Source organism: Alphaproteobacteria bacterium, assembly GCA_019635875.1.
In the GTDB taxonomy this organism is placed as follows: Bacteria; Pseudomonadota; Alphaproteobacteria; order Reyranellales; family Reyranellaceae; genus JAFAZJ01.
In genome coordinates, this window is record JAHBYP010000006.1 from 254709 (window position 1) to 268798 (window position 14090).

At 69.4% G+C, this 14090-nt stretch carries 17 protein-coding genes and 1 pseudogene; 11 read left to right on the plus strand and 7 right to left on the minus strand.

Translation table 11 applies throughout. The features are described 5' to 3' along the window. Positions 1-3: 3 nt before the first annotated feature. Positions 4-660, plus strand: a complete 657-nt coding sequence (locus KF889_22120) for an HAD-IA family hydrolase (protein MBX3502147.1) — start codon at positions 4-6, stop codon at positions 658-660. Continuing rightward, entirely contained in the window at positions 657-1301 is a 645-nt protein-coding gene (locus tag KF889_22125) for an HAD-IA family hydrolase (protein MBX3502148.1), read from the plus strand. Before KF889_22120 ends, KF889_22125 begins: the two co-directional genes overlap by 4 nt. Before the next feature lie 151 nt (positions 1302-1452). On the opposite strand, the pseudogene KF889_22130 reads toward KF889_22125, so the two are convergent. Continuing rightward, a pseudogene (locus tag KF889_22130) lies at positions 1453-1737 on the minus strand (cupin domain-containing protein). On the opposite strand from KF889_22130, the gene KF889_22135 reads away from it, so the two are divergent. The 5 genes from KF889_22135 (at position 1736) to KF889_22155 (ending at position 6189) form a co-directional block, all read left to right on the plus strand. Then, positions 1736-3025 (plus strand): ATP phosphoribosyltransferase regulatory subunit, encoded by a 1290-nt coding sequence (locus KF889_22135; GenBank protein MBX3502149.1) that lies wholly within the window; start codon positions 1736-1738, stop codon positions 3023-3025. The pseudogene KF889_22130 and the gene KF889_22135 sit on opposite strands and share 2 nt — an antisense overlap. Positions 3026-3105: 80 nt before the next feature. After that, positions 3106-3462: a hypothetical protein gene (locus KF889_22140; protein ID MBX3502150.1), complete on the plus strand. Its 357-nt coding sequence runs from the start codon at positions 3106-3108 to the stop codon at positions 3460-3462. An 87-nt stretch (positions 3463-3549) separates the two neighbouring features. After that, complete coding sequence (locus KF889_22145; GenBank protein ID MBX3502151.1) at positions 3550-3975, plus strand: hypothetical protein; 426 nt, start codon at positions 3550-3552, stop codon at positions 3973-3975. Positions 3976-4081: 106 nt separating this feature from the next. After that, positions 4082-5374 carry an adenylosuccinate synthase gene (locus tag KF889_22150; GenBank protein MBX3502152.1) on the plus strand — a complete coding sequence of 431 codons (1293 nt, stop codon included), beginning with the start codon at positions 4082-4084 and terminating at the stop codon, positions 5372-5374. Positions 5375-5406: 32 nt separating this feature from the next. Continuing rightward, the gene (locus KF889_22155) at positions 5407-6189 is read left to right on the plus strand and encodes a 2,4-dihydroxyhept-2-ene-1,7-dioic acid aldolase (protein ID MBX3502153.1); all 783 of its coding nucleotides are present in this window, start codon (positions 5407-5409) and stop codon (positions 6187-6189) included. On the opposite strand, the gene KF889_22160 is transcribed toward KF889_22155, so the two are convergent. The 3 genes from KF889_22160 to KF889_22170 form a co-directional block, all read right to left on the minus strand. Continuing rightward, positions 6186-7043 (minus strand): aldose 1-epimerase, encoded by an 858-nt coding sequence (locus KF889_22160; protein MBX3502154.1) that lies wholly within the window; start codon positions 7041-7043, stop codon positions 6186-6188. The genes KF889_22155 and KF889_22160 overlap by 4 nt on opposite strands. A gap of 65 nt (positions 7044-7108) precedes the next feature. Beyond that, positions 7109-8023 (minus strand): RNA polymerase sigma factor RpoH, encoded by a 915-nt coding sequence (gene rpoH, locus KF889_22165; GenBank protein MBX3502155.1) that lies wholly within the window; start codon positions 8021-8023, stop codon positions 7109-7111. Between the two features lie 259 nt (positions 8024-8282). Continuing rightward, positions 8283-9305: an RluA family pseudouridine synthase gene (locus KF889_22170; GenBank protein ID MBX3502156.1), complete on the minus strand. Its 1023-nt coding sequence runs from the start codon at positions 9303-9305 to the stop codon at positions 8283-8285. Between KF889_22170 and KF889_22175 the strand changes: the two genes are divergently transcribed. From KF889_22175 to KF889_22190, 4 genes are read left to right on the plus strand one after another with little or no spacing between them, the layout of a single operon-like run. After that, entirely contained in the window at positions 9294-9662 is a 369-nt protein-coding gene (locus KF889_22175) for a hypothetical protein (protein ID MBX3502157.1), read from the plus strand. The genes KF889_22170 and KF889_22175 overlap by 12 nt on opposite strands. After that, positions 9662-10042, plus strand: a complete 381-nt coding sequence (locus tag KF889_22180) for a VOC family protein (protein ID MBX3502158.1) — start codon at positions 9662-9664, stop codon at positions 10040-10042. The genes KF889_22175 and KF889_22180 overlap by 1 nt, the downstream gene beginning before the upstream one ends. 2 nt (positions 10043-10044) lie before the next feature. Then, positions 10045-11085, plus strand: a complete 1041-nt coding sequence (locus KF889_22185) for a low specificity L-threonine aldolase (protein MBX3502159.1) — start codon at positions 10045-10047, stop codon at positions 11083-11085. Then, positions 11082-11708, plus strand: coding sequence for a pentapeptide repeat-containing protein (locus KF889_22190; GenBank protein ID MBX3502160.1), 627 nt, complete (start codon positions 11082-11084; stop codon positions 11706-11708). Before KF889_22185 ends, KF889_22190 begins: the two co-directional genes overlap by 4 nt. A gap of 106 nt (positions 11709-11814) precedes the next feature. Here the strand turns inward: KF889_22190 and KF889_22195 are convergent, their stop codons facing one another. From KF889_22195 to KF889_22205, 3 genes are read right to left on the minus strand one after another with little or no spacing between them, the layout of a single operon-like run. Further along, positions 11815-12723 carry a dienelactone hydrolase family protein gene (locus tag KF889_22195; protein MBX3502161.1) on the minus strand — a complete coding sequence of 303 codons (909 nt, stop codon included), beginning with the start codon at positions 12721-12723 and terminating at the stop codon, positions 11815-11817. Continuing rightward, positions 12720-13367 carry a hypothetical protein gene (locus tag KF889_22200; protein MBX3502162.1) on the minus strand — a complete coding sequence of 216 codons (648 nt, stop codon included), beginning with the start codon at positions 13365-13367 and terminating at the stop codon, positions 12720-12722. Before KF889_22200 ends, KF889_22195 begins: the two co-directional genes overlap by 4 nt. Continuing rightward, on the minus strand, positions 13367-14056 hold the full coding sequence (locus tag KF889_22205; GenBank protein ID MBX3502163.1) for an amino acid racemase: 690 nt from the start codon (positions 14054-14056) through the stop codon (positions 13367-13369). Before KF889_22205 ends, KF889_22200 begins: the two co-directional genes overlap by 1 nt. Between the last annotated feature and the right edge of the window lie 34 nt (positions 14057-14090).

Below are 14090 nucleotides of genomic sequence, written 5' to 3' on the forward strand. Positions count from 1 at the left end.
CTCGTGCTGGTGATCTTCGACTGCGACGGCGTGCTGGTCGATACCGAGCCGCTGTCGAATCGCTGCTTCGCCGAGGCGCTCAACCGCGAAGGCCTGGACTGGGATGTCGCCGAGACCATGCGCCGGCTGATGGGCCGCTCGATGAGGAGCTGCATCGAGATCGTCGAGGCCGAGCTGGGACGCACCGTGCCCGGCGATTTCGTCGAGCGCCTGCAGGACCGCACCTTCGCGTGCTTCCGCGACGAAGGCGTGCACGCGGTGCCGGGGGTGATCGCCGCGCTCGACGCGCTGGAGCGCGCCGGCGCGGCGACCTGCGTCGCCTCGTCGGGCGATCACGGCAAGATGCGCATCACGCTGGGCGGCGCCGGGCTGTGGGATCGCTTCGACGGGCGCATCTTCAGCGCGACCCAGGTGGCGCGCGGCAAGCCGGCGCCCGACCTGTTCCTGTTCGCCGCCCGGCGCATGGGCATGCCGGCGGGCGACAGCATCGTGATCGAGGACTCCGCGGCCGGTGCCCAGGCGGCGCGCGCCGCCGGCATGCGCGCCTATGGCTATGTCGGCGCGCCGCACACCGATCGCGCCGGGCTGGTCGAGGCGGGCGCGACGCTCTTCGACGACATGCGCCGGCTGCCGAGCTTGCTGGGCATGGTCGCGGCATGAGCCCGGCGCTGCTGATCTTCGACTGCGACGGCACGCTGATCGACAGCGAGCGTCTCTACAATCGCGCCTGGGCCGCTCGCCTGGCGCTGCTCGGGCTGCACTGGACGCCGATGGATGTCGCGCGCCGCCTGATGGGCCGGCCGATCCCGGATTGCCTCGATCTGGTCGGCAAGGCGCTGGGCCGCACCGTGCCTGATGATTTCCTGCCCGGCGTGTTCGCCGAGACCGACCGCATCTTCGCCAGCGAGGGCCTGCAGAAGACCGACGGGATCGACGCGGCGCTGGCGGCGCTGCCGCAGCCCAAATGCGTGGCCTCGTCGGGCCTGTTCGAGGACGTGCGCGACAATCTGGCGAATACCGGCCTGCTGGCGCATTTCGGCGTCGAGCGGCTGTTCGTCGCCGCCATGGTGGTGCATGGCAAGCCGGCGCCCGATCTCTTCCTGCTCGCCGCCGAGCGCATGGGCGCGAAGCCGCCCGGCTGCGTGGTGATCGAGGATTCGGTGCCCGGCATCCTGGGCGGACGCGCCGCCGGCATGCGCGTGCTGGCCTATTGCGCGCAACACAATGACGGCGACGCCCTCATCGCCGCCGGCGGCGAACCCTTCCACCACATGCGCGAGCTGCCCGGCTTGATCGGCTGACACGCCTGTTTACCTTCCCCCGGAGGGGGAAGGTGCCCGAAGGGCGGATGGGGGATGTCGAAGCCGGACTCCTCCGTTCGTCTTCGACATCCCCCATCCGTCGCGCTGCGCGCCCCACCTTCCCCCTCCGGGGGAAGGTAAGCCCTACAGTTCAAGCAGCCTTGGTCTCGCGCGTGCGGCGGCCGACGAGATAGGTCGCGCCGTCGGGGCCGTAGGTCTCGGTGTGCTCGCGGCCGGCGTCGAGCCTGAAGGTGTCGCCCGGCCTGCAGGTCACGCTGCCGCCGTCCCAGGTCACCGTCATCTCGCCGGCGAGGATGATGGCGTAGGCGTCGAAGGGATGGGTGTGCAGCGGCGTCAGGCCGGGCTTGCCGGTGCGCGTCAGGATCTCCTGTTATCCCTCACGGCGCAGTTCGGCTTCGAAGGCGCTGGTGTCCATGGCTGGCTCCGCAAACAGGGCTGGCGCGGCTACCTTACGCCGGCTAAATCGTCGGCGCCATGAGGACCCAGCCTTGAGCGCCAACGACAATTCCCATCGCGGCCTGCTGCCGCCCGGTCTCGGCGACATGCTGCCGCCGGAAGCCGAGCTCGAGGCGCATGTCATGGGCCGCCTGATGGCGCGCTTCGCCGGCCAGGGCTATCAGCGCGTCAAGCCGCCGCTGGTGGAGTTCGAGGAGTCGCTGTTCGGCGGCGCCGGCGTCGCCATGGCGGCGCACAGCTTCCGCCTGATGGATCCGGTGTCGCAGCGCATGATGGGCGTGCGCGCCGACATGACCCTGCAGGTCGCGCGCATTGCCACCACGCGCCTGAAGGACGCGCCGCGGCCGCTGCGCCTGTCCTACGCCGGCAACGTGCTGCGCATGAAGGGCTCGCAGCTGCGCCCGCAGCGCCAGTTCGCCCAGGTCGGCGTCGAGCTGATCGGCTCGGACGCCGCCAGCGCCGATGCCGAGGCCGTGCTGCTGGCGGCCGACGCGCTGCTCGAGGTCGGCGTGCCGGCGCTGTCGGTCGATCTCAACCTGCCGACGCTCGTCACCGCGCTGTGCGCCGCGCTCGGCCTGCCCGACGGCATGGTGCGCCGCCTGCGCCGCGCGCTGGAGCGCAAGGAGGAATCGGCGATGGCGCGCATCGTCGCCGACGAACGCGCCAAGGGCGTGGCCGCCGCCGGCGACGCGGTGCGCGACATCTTCGTCGGCCTGCTGCGCGCCGTCGGCCCGGCGGAAGCGGGCGTGGCCCGCCTGAAGAGCTTGGCCCTGCCCGACGCGGCGCGCGCCGAGGCCGATCGGCTGGCCGCGGTCGTGGCGCTGCTGCACCAGGCGGCGCCGACGCTGCACCTCACCATCGATCCGGTCGAGTACCGCGGCCTGGAATACCAGGACGGCGTGAGCTTCACGCTCTACGCGCGCGGCGCGCTGGGCGAGGTCGGGCGCGGCGAGCTGGGCCGCGGCGGCCGCTACCGCGCCGGCTTCAGCGAGGACGAGGGCACCGCGAGCGAGCCGGCGACCGGCTTCACGCTCTACATGGACACGGTGCTGGGCGCCGCGACGGTCGAGCCGCCGGGCAGGCGGCTCTACGTGCCGGCCGACATCGCCTGGGCCGAGCTGGCACACTGGCGTGGCGAGGGCTTCCACACGGTGCACGGTCTGGCCGAGGTCGGCGATACCAGGGCCGAGGCCGTCCGCCTGGGCTGCGCCTATGCATTGATCGACGGCGAGGCCGTCGCCATCTAGACTCTGTGGGAGCGCCGGCGTCCCGCCGGCATCATGAAAAGAGCCGGCGGGACGCCGGCGCTCCCAAAATGGAGATCGCGATGACTCTACGCCGCCGATCGCTCCTCGTCCTGTCGGGCGCCGCGCTGGCCAGCCCGGCCGCCGCGCATCACGGCTGGAGCAGCTACGACGCCGGCAAGACGCTGACGCTCAAGGGCGCCATCCTCGAATCGAAGTATCAGAACCCGCACGGCGAGATCGTCGTCGAGGTCGAGCGCAAGAAGTGGACCGCGATCCTGGCGCCGGTGTCGCGCATGCAGTCGCGCGGCCTGCCGCGCGAGGAGCTCGCGGTCGGCAAGGTCGTGACCCTGGTCGGCTACGCCAGCCGGGTGCACGATGGCGAGATGCGCGCGGAGCGCATCACCACCGAGGGCGGCAAGACGGTCGAGCTGCGCTGAGGCGCGCCGGCCATGGACATCGGCATGGACGCGGGCTGGCTCGCGGCACTGGCCGCCGCGCTCGAGGCGTCCGGATTCTCCTTCATGCTGCGTGATTCGACGTGGATCTATCCGTTGGCCAATCTCGGCCACATCGTCGGGCTGGCGCTGCTGGTCGGGCCGATCGTCGCGCTCGACCTGCGCCTGCTGGGCATCGGCCGCGCGGTGTCGGTCGCGGGGCTGTCGCGCACGCTGACCCCGATCGCCATCACGGGCCTGCTGCTGCAGATCGTCAGCGGCCTGCTGCTGTTCATTGCCGACGCCGCGGCGCTGGTCGCCAACAACGTGTTCCTGATCAAGGCGGCCCTTTTCGCGCTGGGCATCGCCAACGCCATCGCCTTCCGCGGCCTGTGGCGCCATGCCCTGGAGGGCTGGGACAGCGCGCCGCCGGCGCTGGGGCGGGCGCAGGCGGCGCTGTCGATCGCCTTCTGGTTCGGCGTGGCGATCAGCGGCCGGCTGATCGCGTATTTCTGATCTGCGGCGTTATCCCACTCCCCACGCCCGCCCTCGCGTGCTAGGTACGGCCACGCCCCTTCAGGTCAACGGCCCGGAGGGGCGTTTTTCGTGTGCGGGGATCGACATGGCGAACGTGGCGGTCGTCGGCGCCCAGTGGGGCGACGAGGGCAAGGGCAAGATCGTGGACTGGCTCAGCGAGCGCGCCGAAGTGGTGGTGCGCTTCCAGGGCGGCCATAACGCCGGCCATACGCTCGTCATCGGCAACCAGACCTACAAGCTGGCGCTGCTGCCGTCGGGCGTGGTGCGCCCGGGCAAGCTGTCGGTGATCGGCAATGGCGTGGTCGTCGACCCCTGGCACTTCCTCGAGGAGGTGAAGCGGGTGAACGGCCAGGGCGTCGAGGTCAGCCCCAAGACGCTGAAGATCGCCAACCACGCCGTGCTGATCCTGCCGCTGCATCGCGACCTCGATGGCTGGCGCGAGGACGTGCCGGGCACGATCCGGATCGGCACCACGCGCCGCGGCATCGGCCCGGCCTACGAGGACAAGGTCGGCCGCCGCGCGATTCGCGTCGGCGACCTCGCCGAAGACGACATCCTGGAGCGCAAGGTCAACACCCTGCTGACCCACCACAACGCGCTGCGCACCGGGCTCGGCAAGCCGCTGGTCGAGCCGGCCGCGCTGCTCGCCGAGTTGCGTGCGCTGGCACCGCAGATCCTGCCCTACGCCGAGGATGTCTGGGAGCGCCTCGACGCCTTGCGCGGCGCCGGCAAGCGCATCCTGTTCGAGGGCGCGCAGGCGACCATGCTCGATATCGACCACGGCACCTATCCGTTCGTCACCTCGTCGAACACCGTGGCGGCGCAGGCGATGATCGGCAGCGGCCTGGGCAACGGCGCGGTCGGCTACGTGCTGGGCATCGCCAAGGCCTACACCACGCGCGTCGGCGACGGGCCGTTCCCGACCGAGCTGTTCGATGCGATTGGCGACGGCCTGCAGCAGCGCGGCATGGAGTTCGGCGTCAATACCGGGCGCAAGCGGCGTTGCGGCTGGTTCGACGCGGTGATGGTGCGCCAGGCGGTGAAGCTCAACGGCATTGACGGCATCGCGCTGACCAAGCTCGACGTGCTCGACGGCATGAGCGAGCTCAAGGTCTGCGTCGGCTACGAGCTCGACGGCAAGCGCATCGAGCGCTTCCCCTTCACCATGGGCGCGCAGGCACGCATCAAGCCGGTCTACGAGATCTTCGAGGGCTGGAACGAGAGCACCAAGGGCGCGCGCTCCTGGGTGCAGCTGCCGGCCAATGCCGTGAAGTACGTGCGCCGCGTCGAGGAGCTGATCGGCTGCCCGGTGGCGCTGCTGTCGACATCGCCGGAGCGCGAGGACACGATCCTGATGACCGATCCGTTCAAGGACTGAACGGAGCATTGTGGAGTAGGGGAGAGAAACGGATGCCCAACATGCTCAAGCGCCGGCTCGCTGCCGGCAAGGCCTGCGTCAACGGCTGGCTGGCGATTCCCGACGGCTTCGCGGCCGAGACCATGGCGCAGTGCGGCTGGGACAGCGTCACCGTCGACATGCAGCACGGCGTGCAGGATTACCACAGCATGGTGCGCTGCTTCCAGGCGATGGACCGGCATCCGATCACGCCGCTGGTGCGCGTGCCGTGGAACGAGCCGGGCATCTGCGGCAAGGTGCTCGACGGCGGCGCCTGGGGCGTGATCTGCCCGATGGTCAACAACGCCGCCGAAGCCAGGGCGCTGGTCTCCTATTGCCTCTATCCGCCCAAGGGCAAGCGCAGCAACGGCCCGATCCGCGCCGGCGCCTACGGCGAGGCGACGCCCTACCAGGCGACCGCCAACGACGAGGTGCTGGTCATCCCGATGATCGAGACGCAGGAGGCGATCGACAACATCGACGCCATCCTCGACGTGCCCGGCATCAGCGGCATCTATATCGGGCCCAGCGATCTCGGCCTGTCGCTCGGCCTCGCGCCGCGGCTGGACCGCGAGGAGCCGCAGATCCTCGGCATCTACGAGAAGATGCTGGCGGCGACGTCCAAGCGCGGCCAGTTCGCCGGCCTGCACAACGGCAGCCCGGCCTATGCCGCGCGCATGATCGGCATGGGCTTCCGCCTGGTCACCATCGCCAACGACGCCGGCCTGCTGTCGCAGGCGGCCAAGGCGGCGGTGAAGGCCACGCGCGAGGGCGCCGGCGCCGTCGCCGCGGCCTAAAGGTCGCGCACGGCGAAGGTGATGTCGCCAAGCAGTTCGTCATCGACGATCAGTCGGGTTGAACCGATTGCCCCGTTGGCGTGACTGACCGGCTCGATGCAGAAGAAGGGACGCGCGGGCGGCGTGAAGATCACGAGGTGGCGGAAGATGTCCGTCGCCGACAGATCGACCGCCAGCCCGCGCGATGGCCAGCGCAGGCGCGCGCGGCCATCCCAGCCATCGAAGCAATTGTCGAGCGCCACATCGTCGATACGGCAGGGCTGGCTGAAATCCCATGACGCCGGCACCGGTATGCGCTCGGTGGGAATCACTTCGGCATCGGTGAGCCACACGTCAGTCGTGCGACAGGTGAGGTCGCTATCGGCGTCGCGCGTGAAGAACGGGTGCAGGCCGATACCGGCGGGGACGGCGTGACGCTCGAGGTTCGCCAGATTCATCGCGACGCAAAGAGTGTCGTCGTGAAGGGTGAATTTCTGATGTGCGACATAGCGGTACGGCCATCCGTGGGTGCCGTCGTGTTCGTAGACCAACCGGGCGGAGCATTCATCACTGGCCGCGACCTCCCAGGGATGTGACCAGCCATCGCCATGCATGGGGTGGCGCTGCCCGGGCCAGTTGGGCGCCAGTGTGATGGTCTGGCCGGCGACCGTCAGCCGGCCCCCGGCGATGCGGTTGGAGTAGGGGACCAGTGGATAGCAGGCGGTGTCGTTGCCCTTGCCCGAGGCGAGCGCCTGGGCGGTCGCGGGCCGCAGGATGTCCCCCTTGCCCGCGACGGCGAAGCGCGCGATCGAGCCGCCGCAATCGGGGGCGAGGTCGAGCCGAAGGCGGCCGGCGCGCAGCGACAGAAGGCTCATGATCGGCCCCGAAACGACGAAGGCCCCGCCGCAGCGGGGCCTTCGATACTAGCCGATATGCGCGATCAGGCGTGCACGGGGTTGCGCGCCGGCGCGTTGGCCGCGGCGGCCACCGCGCTCTTCATCGCCCGCTGCAGCTTCTCGAAGGCACGCACCTCGATCTGGCGCACGCGCTCGCGGCTGATGCCGTACTTGTCGCTGAGCTCCTCGAGCGTCTTGGGCTCGTCGACCAGGCGACGCTCGGTGAGGATGTGGCGCTCGCGCTCCGACAGGCTCTTCATGGCGCCCGACAGGAGCGCGCGGCGCTGCTCGAGCTCCTGCGACTCGGCGAAGCGGACCTCCTGGTTGTCGCTGTCGTCGACCAGCCAGTCCTGCCACTCCGACTCGCCGTCGGCGCGCATCGGCGCGTTGAGCGACTGGTCGGGCACCAGGCGGCGGTTCATGTTCACCACCTCGTCCTCGGCGACGCCGAGCTTGGTGGCGATCTGCTTGACCTGGTCCGGCCTGAGGTCGCCGTCCTCGATCGCCTGCATCTGGCCCTTCAGCCGGCGCAGGTTGAAGAACAGCTTCTTCTGCGCCGCGGTGGTGCCCATCTTCACCAGCGACCAGCTGTGCAGGATGTATTCCTGGATCGAGGCGCGGATCCACCACATGGCGTAGGTCGCCAGGCGGAAGCCCTTGTCCGGGTCGAAACGCTTGACCGCCTGCATCATGCCGAGGTTGCCCTCGGAGATCAGCTCGCCCAGCGGCAGGCCGTAGCCGCGATAGCCCATGGCGATCTTGGCGACGAGGCGCAGGTGCGAGGTGACCAGGCGATGGGCCGCGTCGGAATCCTCATGCTCGCGCCAACGCTTGGCGAGCATGAACTCCTCGTCATGCTCCAGCATCGGGAACTTGCGGATTTCCTGGAGGTACCGGGTGAGGTTGCCTTCAGGCGACAGGGTGCCGGCGAGGGCCGGCAAAGCAGCGGCGGTAGCCATAATCTCCCTCCTTCTGGCCGGCGACCCGCGAAGCGGCATCGACAGCCCGATAGAGTTCCTAAGCATCCGGTTTGAGCCCAGTTCCTTGGCACTCCACCGGTTAGAGTGCCAATTATCCTTGGATATACCCTCCCCGTCAAGAATACCCGACCATAGCGCTCAGGAATTGTGACGATAGCAAGGCGGTCGGGGACGCCTCTGGGGACAACTGGAAGCCTAACCTAACGTCGTTAAGTTAGCACACGAGAATTGCTAAAGCTCAAGTGCGAAGAATTTTGAGCAGCCTATCCATGTCTGCCGGCAGCGGGCTCTCAAATCTTTGTGCGGTGCCGCTTCGCGGGTGCACAAAGCCCAGCCGGAAGGCGTGCAGGGCCTGCCGCCCGAAGGCCGGCGCACCGGCCCCGCGCGCGGCGCGGCCGCGGCCATAGACCGGGTCGCCGATCAGCGGGTGGCCGCGATGGGCGAGGTGGACGCGCACCTGGTGGGTGCGGCCGGTGAGCAGCTCGGCTTCGACCAGGCTGGCGACTGGCCGCGCCGGCTCGCCAAAGCGCTCGAGCACGCGATAGCGGGTGGTAGCCGGCTTGCCGCCGCTGACGACCACGGCCATGCGCTTCCGGTCGGTCCTGTGGCGGCCGATATTGCCTTCGATCGTGCCGGCCGGGGGGGTCGGCGCGCCATGGACCACCGCGCGGTAGGCGCGCTCGATGCTGTGGGCCTGGAACTGTTCGCTGAGCGCATGGTGGGCGCGGTCATTCTTGGCCACGACCATCACGCCCGAGGTGTCCTTGTCGAGGCGGTGCACGATGCCCGGCCGGCGCACCCCGCCGATGCCGCTGAGGCTGTTGCCGCAATGGGCGAGCAGCGCGTTGACCAGGGTCCGGTCGGGATTGCCGGGAGCGGGGTGGACGACCAGCCCGGCCGGCTTGTCGAGCACGATCAGGTCGGCATCCTCGTGCAGGATGCAAAGCGCGATCTCCTGCGCTTGTGGCACGGCGGGTGCGCTTTCCGGCACGTCGATCTCGAACGACTCGCCTGCCTTGACCTTGCGGGAGGCGTCGGCCAAGGTCGCGCGCCCTTCGCCGGCGGCGAGCAGCGACACCCGGCCGGCCTCGATCAGCGCCTTGGCGCGGCTGCGCGACAGGCCCGGCAGCCAGGACGCGATTGCGCGGTCGAGGCGGTCGCCGGCGTCGGCCTCGCTGGCTGCATGGCGATGGATGCCGGGCGCTGGCCCGTCGGGCTGGGTCACGTCGGGAGCGGTCGCGGGGAAAGCATGGCGCAGCAGAGCGGACGCAACATCGGCTGGCTGAAGGCGCTCGTGATCTTCATGGGCGTCGTGATCGCCGTCGGGTTCATCGTCGTGTTCGTCGAGCTTGGCCGGCGCATTGTTAGACCGCCCGCGAGCGATCCGCCACAGGCCGGCGCGCCGACGGCGCCTGGTTTGGCGGTCGCCAGGTCACGCAGCTTCGGCGAGGCGACGGTGGCGATCCCCGAGGGGGCCAAGGTCGAAAGCGTCACCTCGGCCGACGGCCGCACCGTGGCCCTGGTGCGGCTGCGCGACGGCGCCGCCGCGCTCTACGTCATCGACCCGGCCTCTGGCGCGTTGCTGGGCGTGGTGCGCTTCCCCGAGAGCAAGCGCTGATGCTCGATCACCTGTCGATCACGGTGAGCGACCTCGACCGCGCGCAGCCCTTCTACGACGCCGTGCTCGGCACCCTCGGCTATCCGCGGGTCAATCGGCGCGAGCATGCCATAGGTTATGGAGAGCGCGGCGGCCCACTCTGCTACATCTCGATCTATCTCAGCAGCGGCTCGCTGGTGACCGACAACCGGCACTGGTGCTTCCGCGCGCCCGGCCGCGCCGCTGTGCGCGCGTTCCACGCCGCGGCGTTGGCCAACGGCGGCCGCGACGACGGCCCGCCGGGCATCCGCGAGATCTACAGCCGCGACTACTACGCCGCTTTCGTGCTCCTTCCCGATGGCAATCGCATCGAGGCACTGACGCGGCGCTCCGAGGAATAAGCATGGATTTCCGCAGCGACAATGCCGTCGGGGCCCACCCCGCGATCATCGAGGCGCTCGCCGCGGCGTACAGGGCCGGACCGATGTCGTCCTACGGCGCCGACGAGATCACCGGGCGAGTCACCCGGCGGCTGCGCCAGGCTTTCGAGCACGACACGCTGGTCGCCTTTCCGGTCGCCACCGGCACGGCGGCCAACGCGCTGTCGCTGGCCTGCCTCACGCCGCCCTGGGGCGTGGTGTTCTGCCACCCCGCCGCGCACGTCAACGTCGACGAGGCCAACGCGCCGGAGTTCTTCAGCAGCGGCGCCAAGCTTCAGTGCGTCGACGGGCCCGCCGGCAAGCTCGACATGCCGACCCTCGAGCGCGCCCTGGCCGTCGACGTCAAGGGCGTGGTGCACCATGCCCAGCCGGCGGTGATCTCGATCACCCAGGCGACCGAGTGCGGCGCCAGCTACACGCCGGACGAAGTGCGCGCGATCTCGGCGCAGGCCAGGAATCACCAGCTGTCGCTGCACATGGACGGCGCGCGGCTGGGCAATGCGCTGATCCATCTCGGCTGCAAGCCCGCCGACGTGACGTGGAGGGCCGGCGTCGACGTGCTGAGCTTCGGCGCCACCAAGAACGGCGCGCTGGCCGCCGAAGCGGTGGTGTTCTTCAAGCCCGAGCTGGCCAGCGAGTTCGAGTTCCGCCGCAAGCGCGCCGGACATCTGTTCTCGAAGATGCGCATGCTCTCGGCCCAGCTCGACGCCTATCTCGCGGACGATCTCTGGCTCGCCAATGCGCGCCACGCCAATGTCATGGCGAAGCGGCTGGCCGAAGGGCTGGGCCGACTCAACAGCACGCGGCTGCTCTACCCGGTCGAGGCCAACGAGATCTTCATCGCGCTGCCCGCCTCGGCCAACAAGGCGCTCGAGGCCGCGGGCTTCAAGTATTATCCATGGCCCAGCGACCGCCCGGGCGAGCAGGCCTACCGCCTGGTGACGGCCTTCGACACCGATCCCGCGCACGTCGACAAGTTCATCACGGTGGCGGCCGCGCCATGACGCGATGGGCCGCCGGTGCCGGCCTCCTGGGGGTGCTGCTCGTCGCGCCGCCGGGGATCGCTCTCGCCGGATGCCAGGATCCGCCGGGGCCGAAGGTGAACTGGCAGGGCTGCAACAAGCGGGACGCCGATCTGCGCGACAAGGATCTGCAGGGCGCGAACCTGCAAGGCGCGCTGCTGGCCGGCGCCAGGATGGGGCGGGCGAACCTGCGCGGCGCCAACCTGAACAAGGCAAGCCTGCTCGGTGCCGATCTGTCGCCCACCGTCGATTTTCGCGAGGCCACGCTGTCCGGGGCGAATCTCAAGGAGGTCGATCTGACCTACGCCAGGCTCGACGCCGCCGACCTGCGAGGCGCCAATCTGGAGGGGGCCCTGCTCGACGAAGTCAGCCTGCCGCGCGCCGATCTGGAAGGCGCAAGGCTCGCGGATGCCTCGCTGATCGGCGCCAACCTGCAGGGCGCCAATCTCAAGGCCGCGTTCGTGAGGGGCGCCAAGCTCGCCAGAGCCAACCTGAAGGACGCCAGGCTGGACGGCGTCAATCTGGCCGGCATCAACCTGTCCGGCGCGACCTGGATCGACGGAAAGGTCTGCGCGCCCCAGTCGATCGGTGCCTGCAACAAGTAGGGCTCCGCGCGAAGAGCTGCAATCCCTGTCATCCCGAGCGTAGCGAGGGATCCAGGCCATCCTTGGATCCCTCGCTGCGCTCGGAATGACAGAAGGCCGCGTCGCCTCAGGCGAGGTGCTTCTTGAAGTGGGCGATGGTGCGCTCCCACGCGAGCTTCGCCTGCGCCTCGTTGTAGCGTGGCGTCGAGTTGTTGTGGAACCCGTGCTGCGTGCCCGGGTACTTGTGCATCTCGTACGATACCTTCGCCGCCTTCAGCGCCGTCTCGTAGGCCGGCCACATCCCGTTGATGCGCTCGTCGTTCTCGGCGTACTGGATCAGCAGCGACGCCTTGATGTTCGGCACCGACGCGGTGTCGGCGGCGGCGCCGTAGAACGGCACGCCGGCCTGCATGTCGGCACCCAGTGTCGCGGCGAGATAGTTCGTCGTGCCGCCGCCCCAGCAGAAGCCGGTAACGCCGAGCTTGCCGGAAGACAGCTCGTGCGCCTTCACGTAGCGCGCGCCGTTGAGCATGTCGGTGCGCAGCTTGGCCTGGTCGAGCTTGCCCTGCAGCGCGCGGCCGTCGTCGTCGTTGCCGGGATAGCCGCCGACCGGGAACAATCCGTCCGGCGCCAGCGCCAGGAAGCCCTCGGCGGCCAGGCGGCGCGCGACGTCCTCGATATAGGGGTTGAGCCCGCGATTCTCGTGGATCACCAGCACGGCCGGGAACTTGCCGGTCCCCGTGGGCTGCACGAGGTAGCCGCGCATCTGGCCCGACGAGCCGCCGGGCGAGGCGTAGTTGACGTAGCGCGCCTTGATGCGCTGGTCGGTGAAGGAGATGGTCTGCGCCTGCACGTAGCGCGGCAGCAACGCCTGCGCCATGGCGAGGCCGCCCACCGTGATGGCGGCGGCGCGCAGCAGGAAGTCGCGGCGGTCCATGCCGCCGTGGCAGTACTCGTCGTAGAGATCGAAGATGCGCTGGTCGATCTCGATCTGCGTCACACCTTGTGCATCGGTGTCGGCATCGAGCGGCGTCATGGCGATGTCCTCCCGGGTGCTTGTTGTCTCGCCGACAGTACAGGATAGCCGGCGTATTCGTCAGCGTGATTGTCGTCGTGGCCGGGAATGCCGGGTCGGGTCAGGTAGCCGCGTGGCGGGATGTAGCTGTAGATCGTGCGCCGCGGCTTCTCGTGCCAGCCGATGTTGAAGGCGGCGAGCTTGGGAAAGAACTGCAGCTCGCTGTAGGGCAGGTGATCGTGGATCCACCAGGCGATCGCCTGCCACGAGCCGCCCTGCGCGTATCGGTCGGCGACCCACGGCACGATGATCGAGGCCGAGGCGCCGATATGGCCCCTGGCATCGCGGCGGTCCCAGATGTGGCGCGCGAAATTGTACTCGTTGCGCGCGCAGCCCAGCTTCAGCCGGTTGCAGGTCGCGTTCATCTCGGGCGAGCGATAGGCCGAGCGGATCGCCAGCCGGCCGAACGTCGCCTGCAGCGGCTCGAGCAACTCCTCGCACAGCCGCGAACCGGCTTCGATCGCGAGCTCGGGATCGTCGGGCACGTTGCGGATGCCGTAGATCTGCGCCGTCTCGCTGTAGAGGAAGTCGCGCATGAAGAAGTTGGCCGACAACCGTACGCGGCTCAGCGTCTCCAGCCTGCGCACCTCACCCGGCGTCGCCATCAGGCCAACGACCGTCGCAGCGCCGCGCGTGCCAGCAGGCGCGTTGAATCCAGCGTCGGCAGCGGCGAGTTCGAATCGTCCATGACGATCGGCAGCTCGGTGCAGCCCAGCACCACGGCGTCGCAGCCTTCAGTCCTGAGGCGACCAACGACGCGCTGCAGGGCGGCGAGTCCCGTCGGCGTGGCGACGCCGCGCACGAGCTCCTCCATGATGATGTGGTTGACCTCGTCGCGCTCCGCGACGGTGGGACGCCGATAGTCAAGCCCGTGCGCCTTGAGCTTCTGCGGATAGACTTCGCTGTCGACCAGCCAGCGCGTGCCGGTGATGGCGATGCGCCTGAATCCGCGCGCCTTGGCCTCCAGCGCCACGCTCTCGGCGATGTGCAGCCAGGGCAGCGGCGAGCGGTCCTCGACGAAGGGCAGCGCCTGGTGGATGGTGTTGTCGGGGCAGATCACGAAGTCGGCGCCCATGCGCTTCAGCTTCCCGGCCGAGGCCAGCATCAGCTCGCCGACGCCCGGCCAGTCGCCCTTGTAGATGCGCTGCATGTAGTCCTCGAGCGAGGGCGTGTGCATCGACACCTCGGGATGGCCGTGGCCGCCCATCAGGGCGGGGCCTTCGGTGCAGATGGTGCGGTAGCACAGCGCCGCGCCCTCGGCGGAGCAGGCGGCAATTCCGATGTGCAGGGGCATGTCGGGGTGGCCTTGTCGAATGTGCGCGTTACGA

Bases quoted from the DNA above. Each gene is read 5' to 3' on its own strand.
- KF889_22125 (MBX3502148.1), top strand. From the start codon at position 657: ATGAGCCCGGCGCTGCTGATCTTCGACTGCGACGGCACGCTGATCGAC.
- KF889_22135 (MBX3502149.1), top strand. From the start codon at position 1,736: ATGGCTGGCTCCGCAAACAGGGCTGGCGCGGCTACCTTACGCCGGCTA.
- KF889_22140 (MBX3502150.1), top strand. From the start codon at position 3,106: ATGACTCTACGCCGCCGATCGCTCCTCGTCCTGTCGGGCGCCGCGCTG.
- KF889_22150 (MBX3502152.1), top strand. From the start codon at position 4,082: ATGGCGAACGTGGCGGTCGTCGGCGCCCAGTGGGGCGACGAGGGCAAG.
- KF889_22155 (MBX3502153.1), top strand. From the start codon at position 5,407: ATGCCCAACATGCTCAAGCGCCGGCTCGCTGCCGGCAAGGCCTGCGTC.
- KF889_22160 (MBX3502154.1), bottom strand. From the start codon at position 7,043: ATGAGCCTTCTGTCGCTGCGCGCCGGCCGCCTTCGGCTCGACCTCGCC.
- rpoH (MBX3502155.1), bottom strand. From the start codon at position 8,023: ATGGCTACCGCCGCTGCTTTGCCGGCCCTCGCCGGCACCCTGTCGCCT.
- KF889_22175 (MBX3502157.1), top strand. From the start codon at position 9,294: ATGGCGCAGCAGAGCGGACGCAACATCGGCTGGCTGAAGGCGCTCGTG.
- KF889_22180 (MBX3502158.1), top strand. From the start codon at position 9,662: ATGCTCGATCACCTGTCGATCACGGTGAGCGACCTCGACCGCGCGCAG.
- KF889_22185 (MBX3502159.1), top strand. From the start codon at position 10,045: ATGGATTTCCGCAGCGACAATGCCGTCGGGGCCCACCCCGCGATCATC.
- KF889_22190 (MBX3502160.1), top strand. From the start codon at position 11,082: ATGACGCGATGGGCCGCCGGTGCCGGCCTCCTGGGGGTGCTGCTCGTC.
- KF889_22195 (MBX3502161.1), bottom strand. From the start codon at position 12,723: ATGACGCCGCTCGATGCCGACACCGATGCACAAGGTGTGACGCAGATC.
- KF889_22200 (MBX3502162.1), bottom strand. From the start codon at position 13,367: ATGGCGACGCCGGGTGAGGTGCGCAGGCTGGAGACGCTGAGCCGCGTA.
- KF889_22205 (MBX3502163.1), bottom strand. From the start codon at position 14,056: ATGCCCCTGCACATCGGAATTGCCGCCTGCTCCGCCGAGGGCGCGGCG.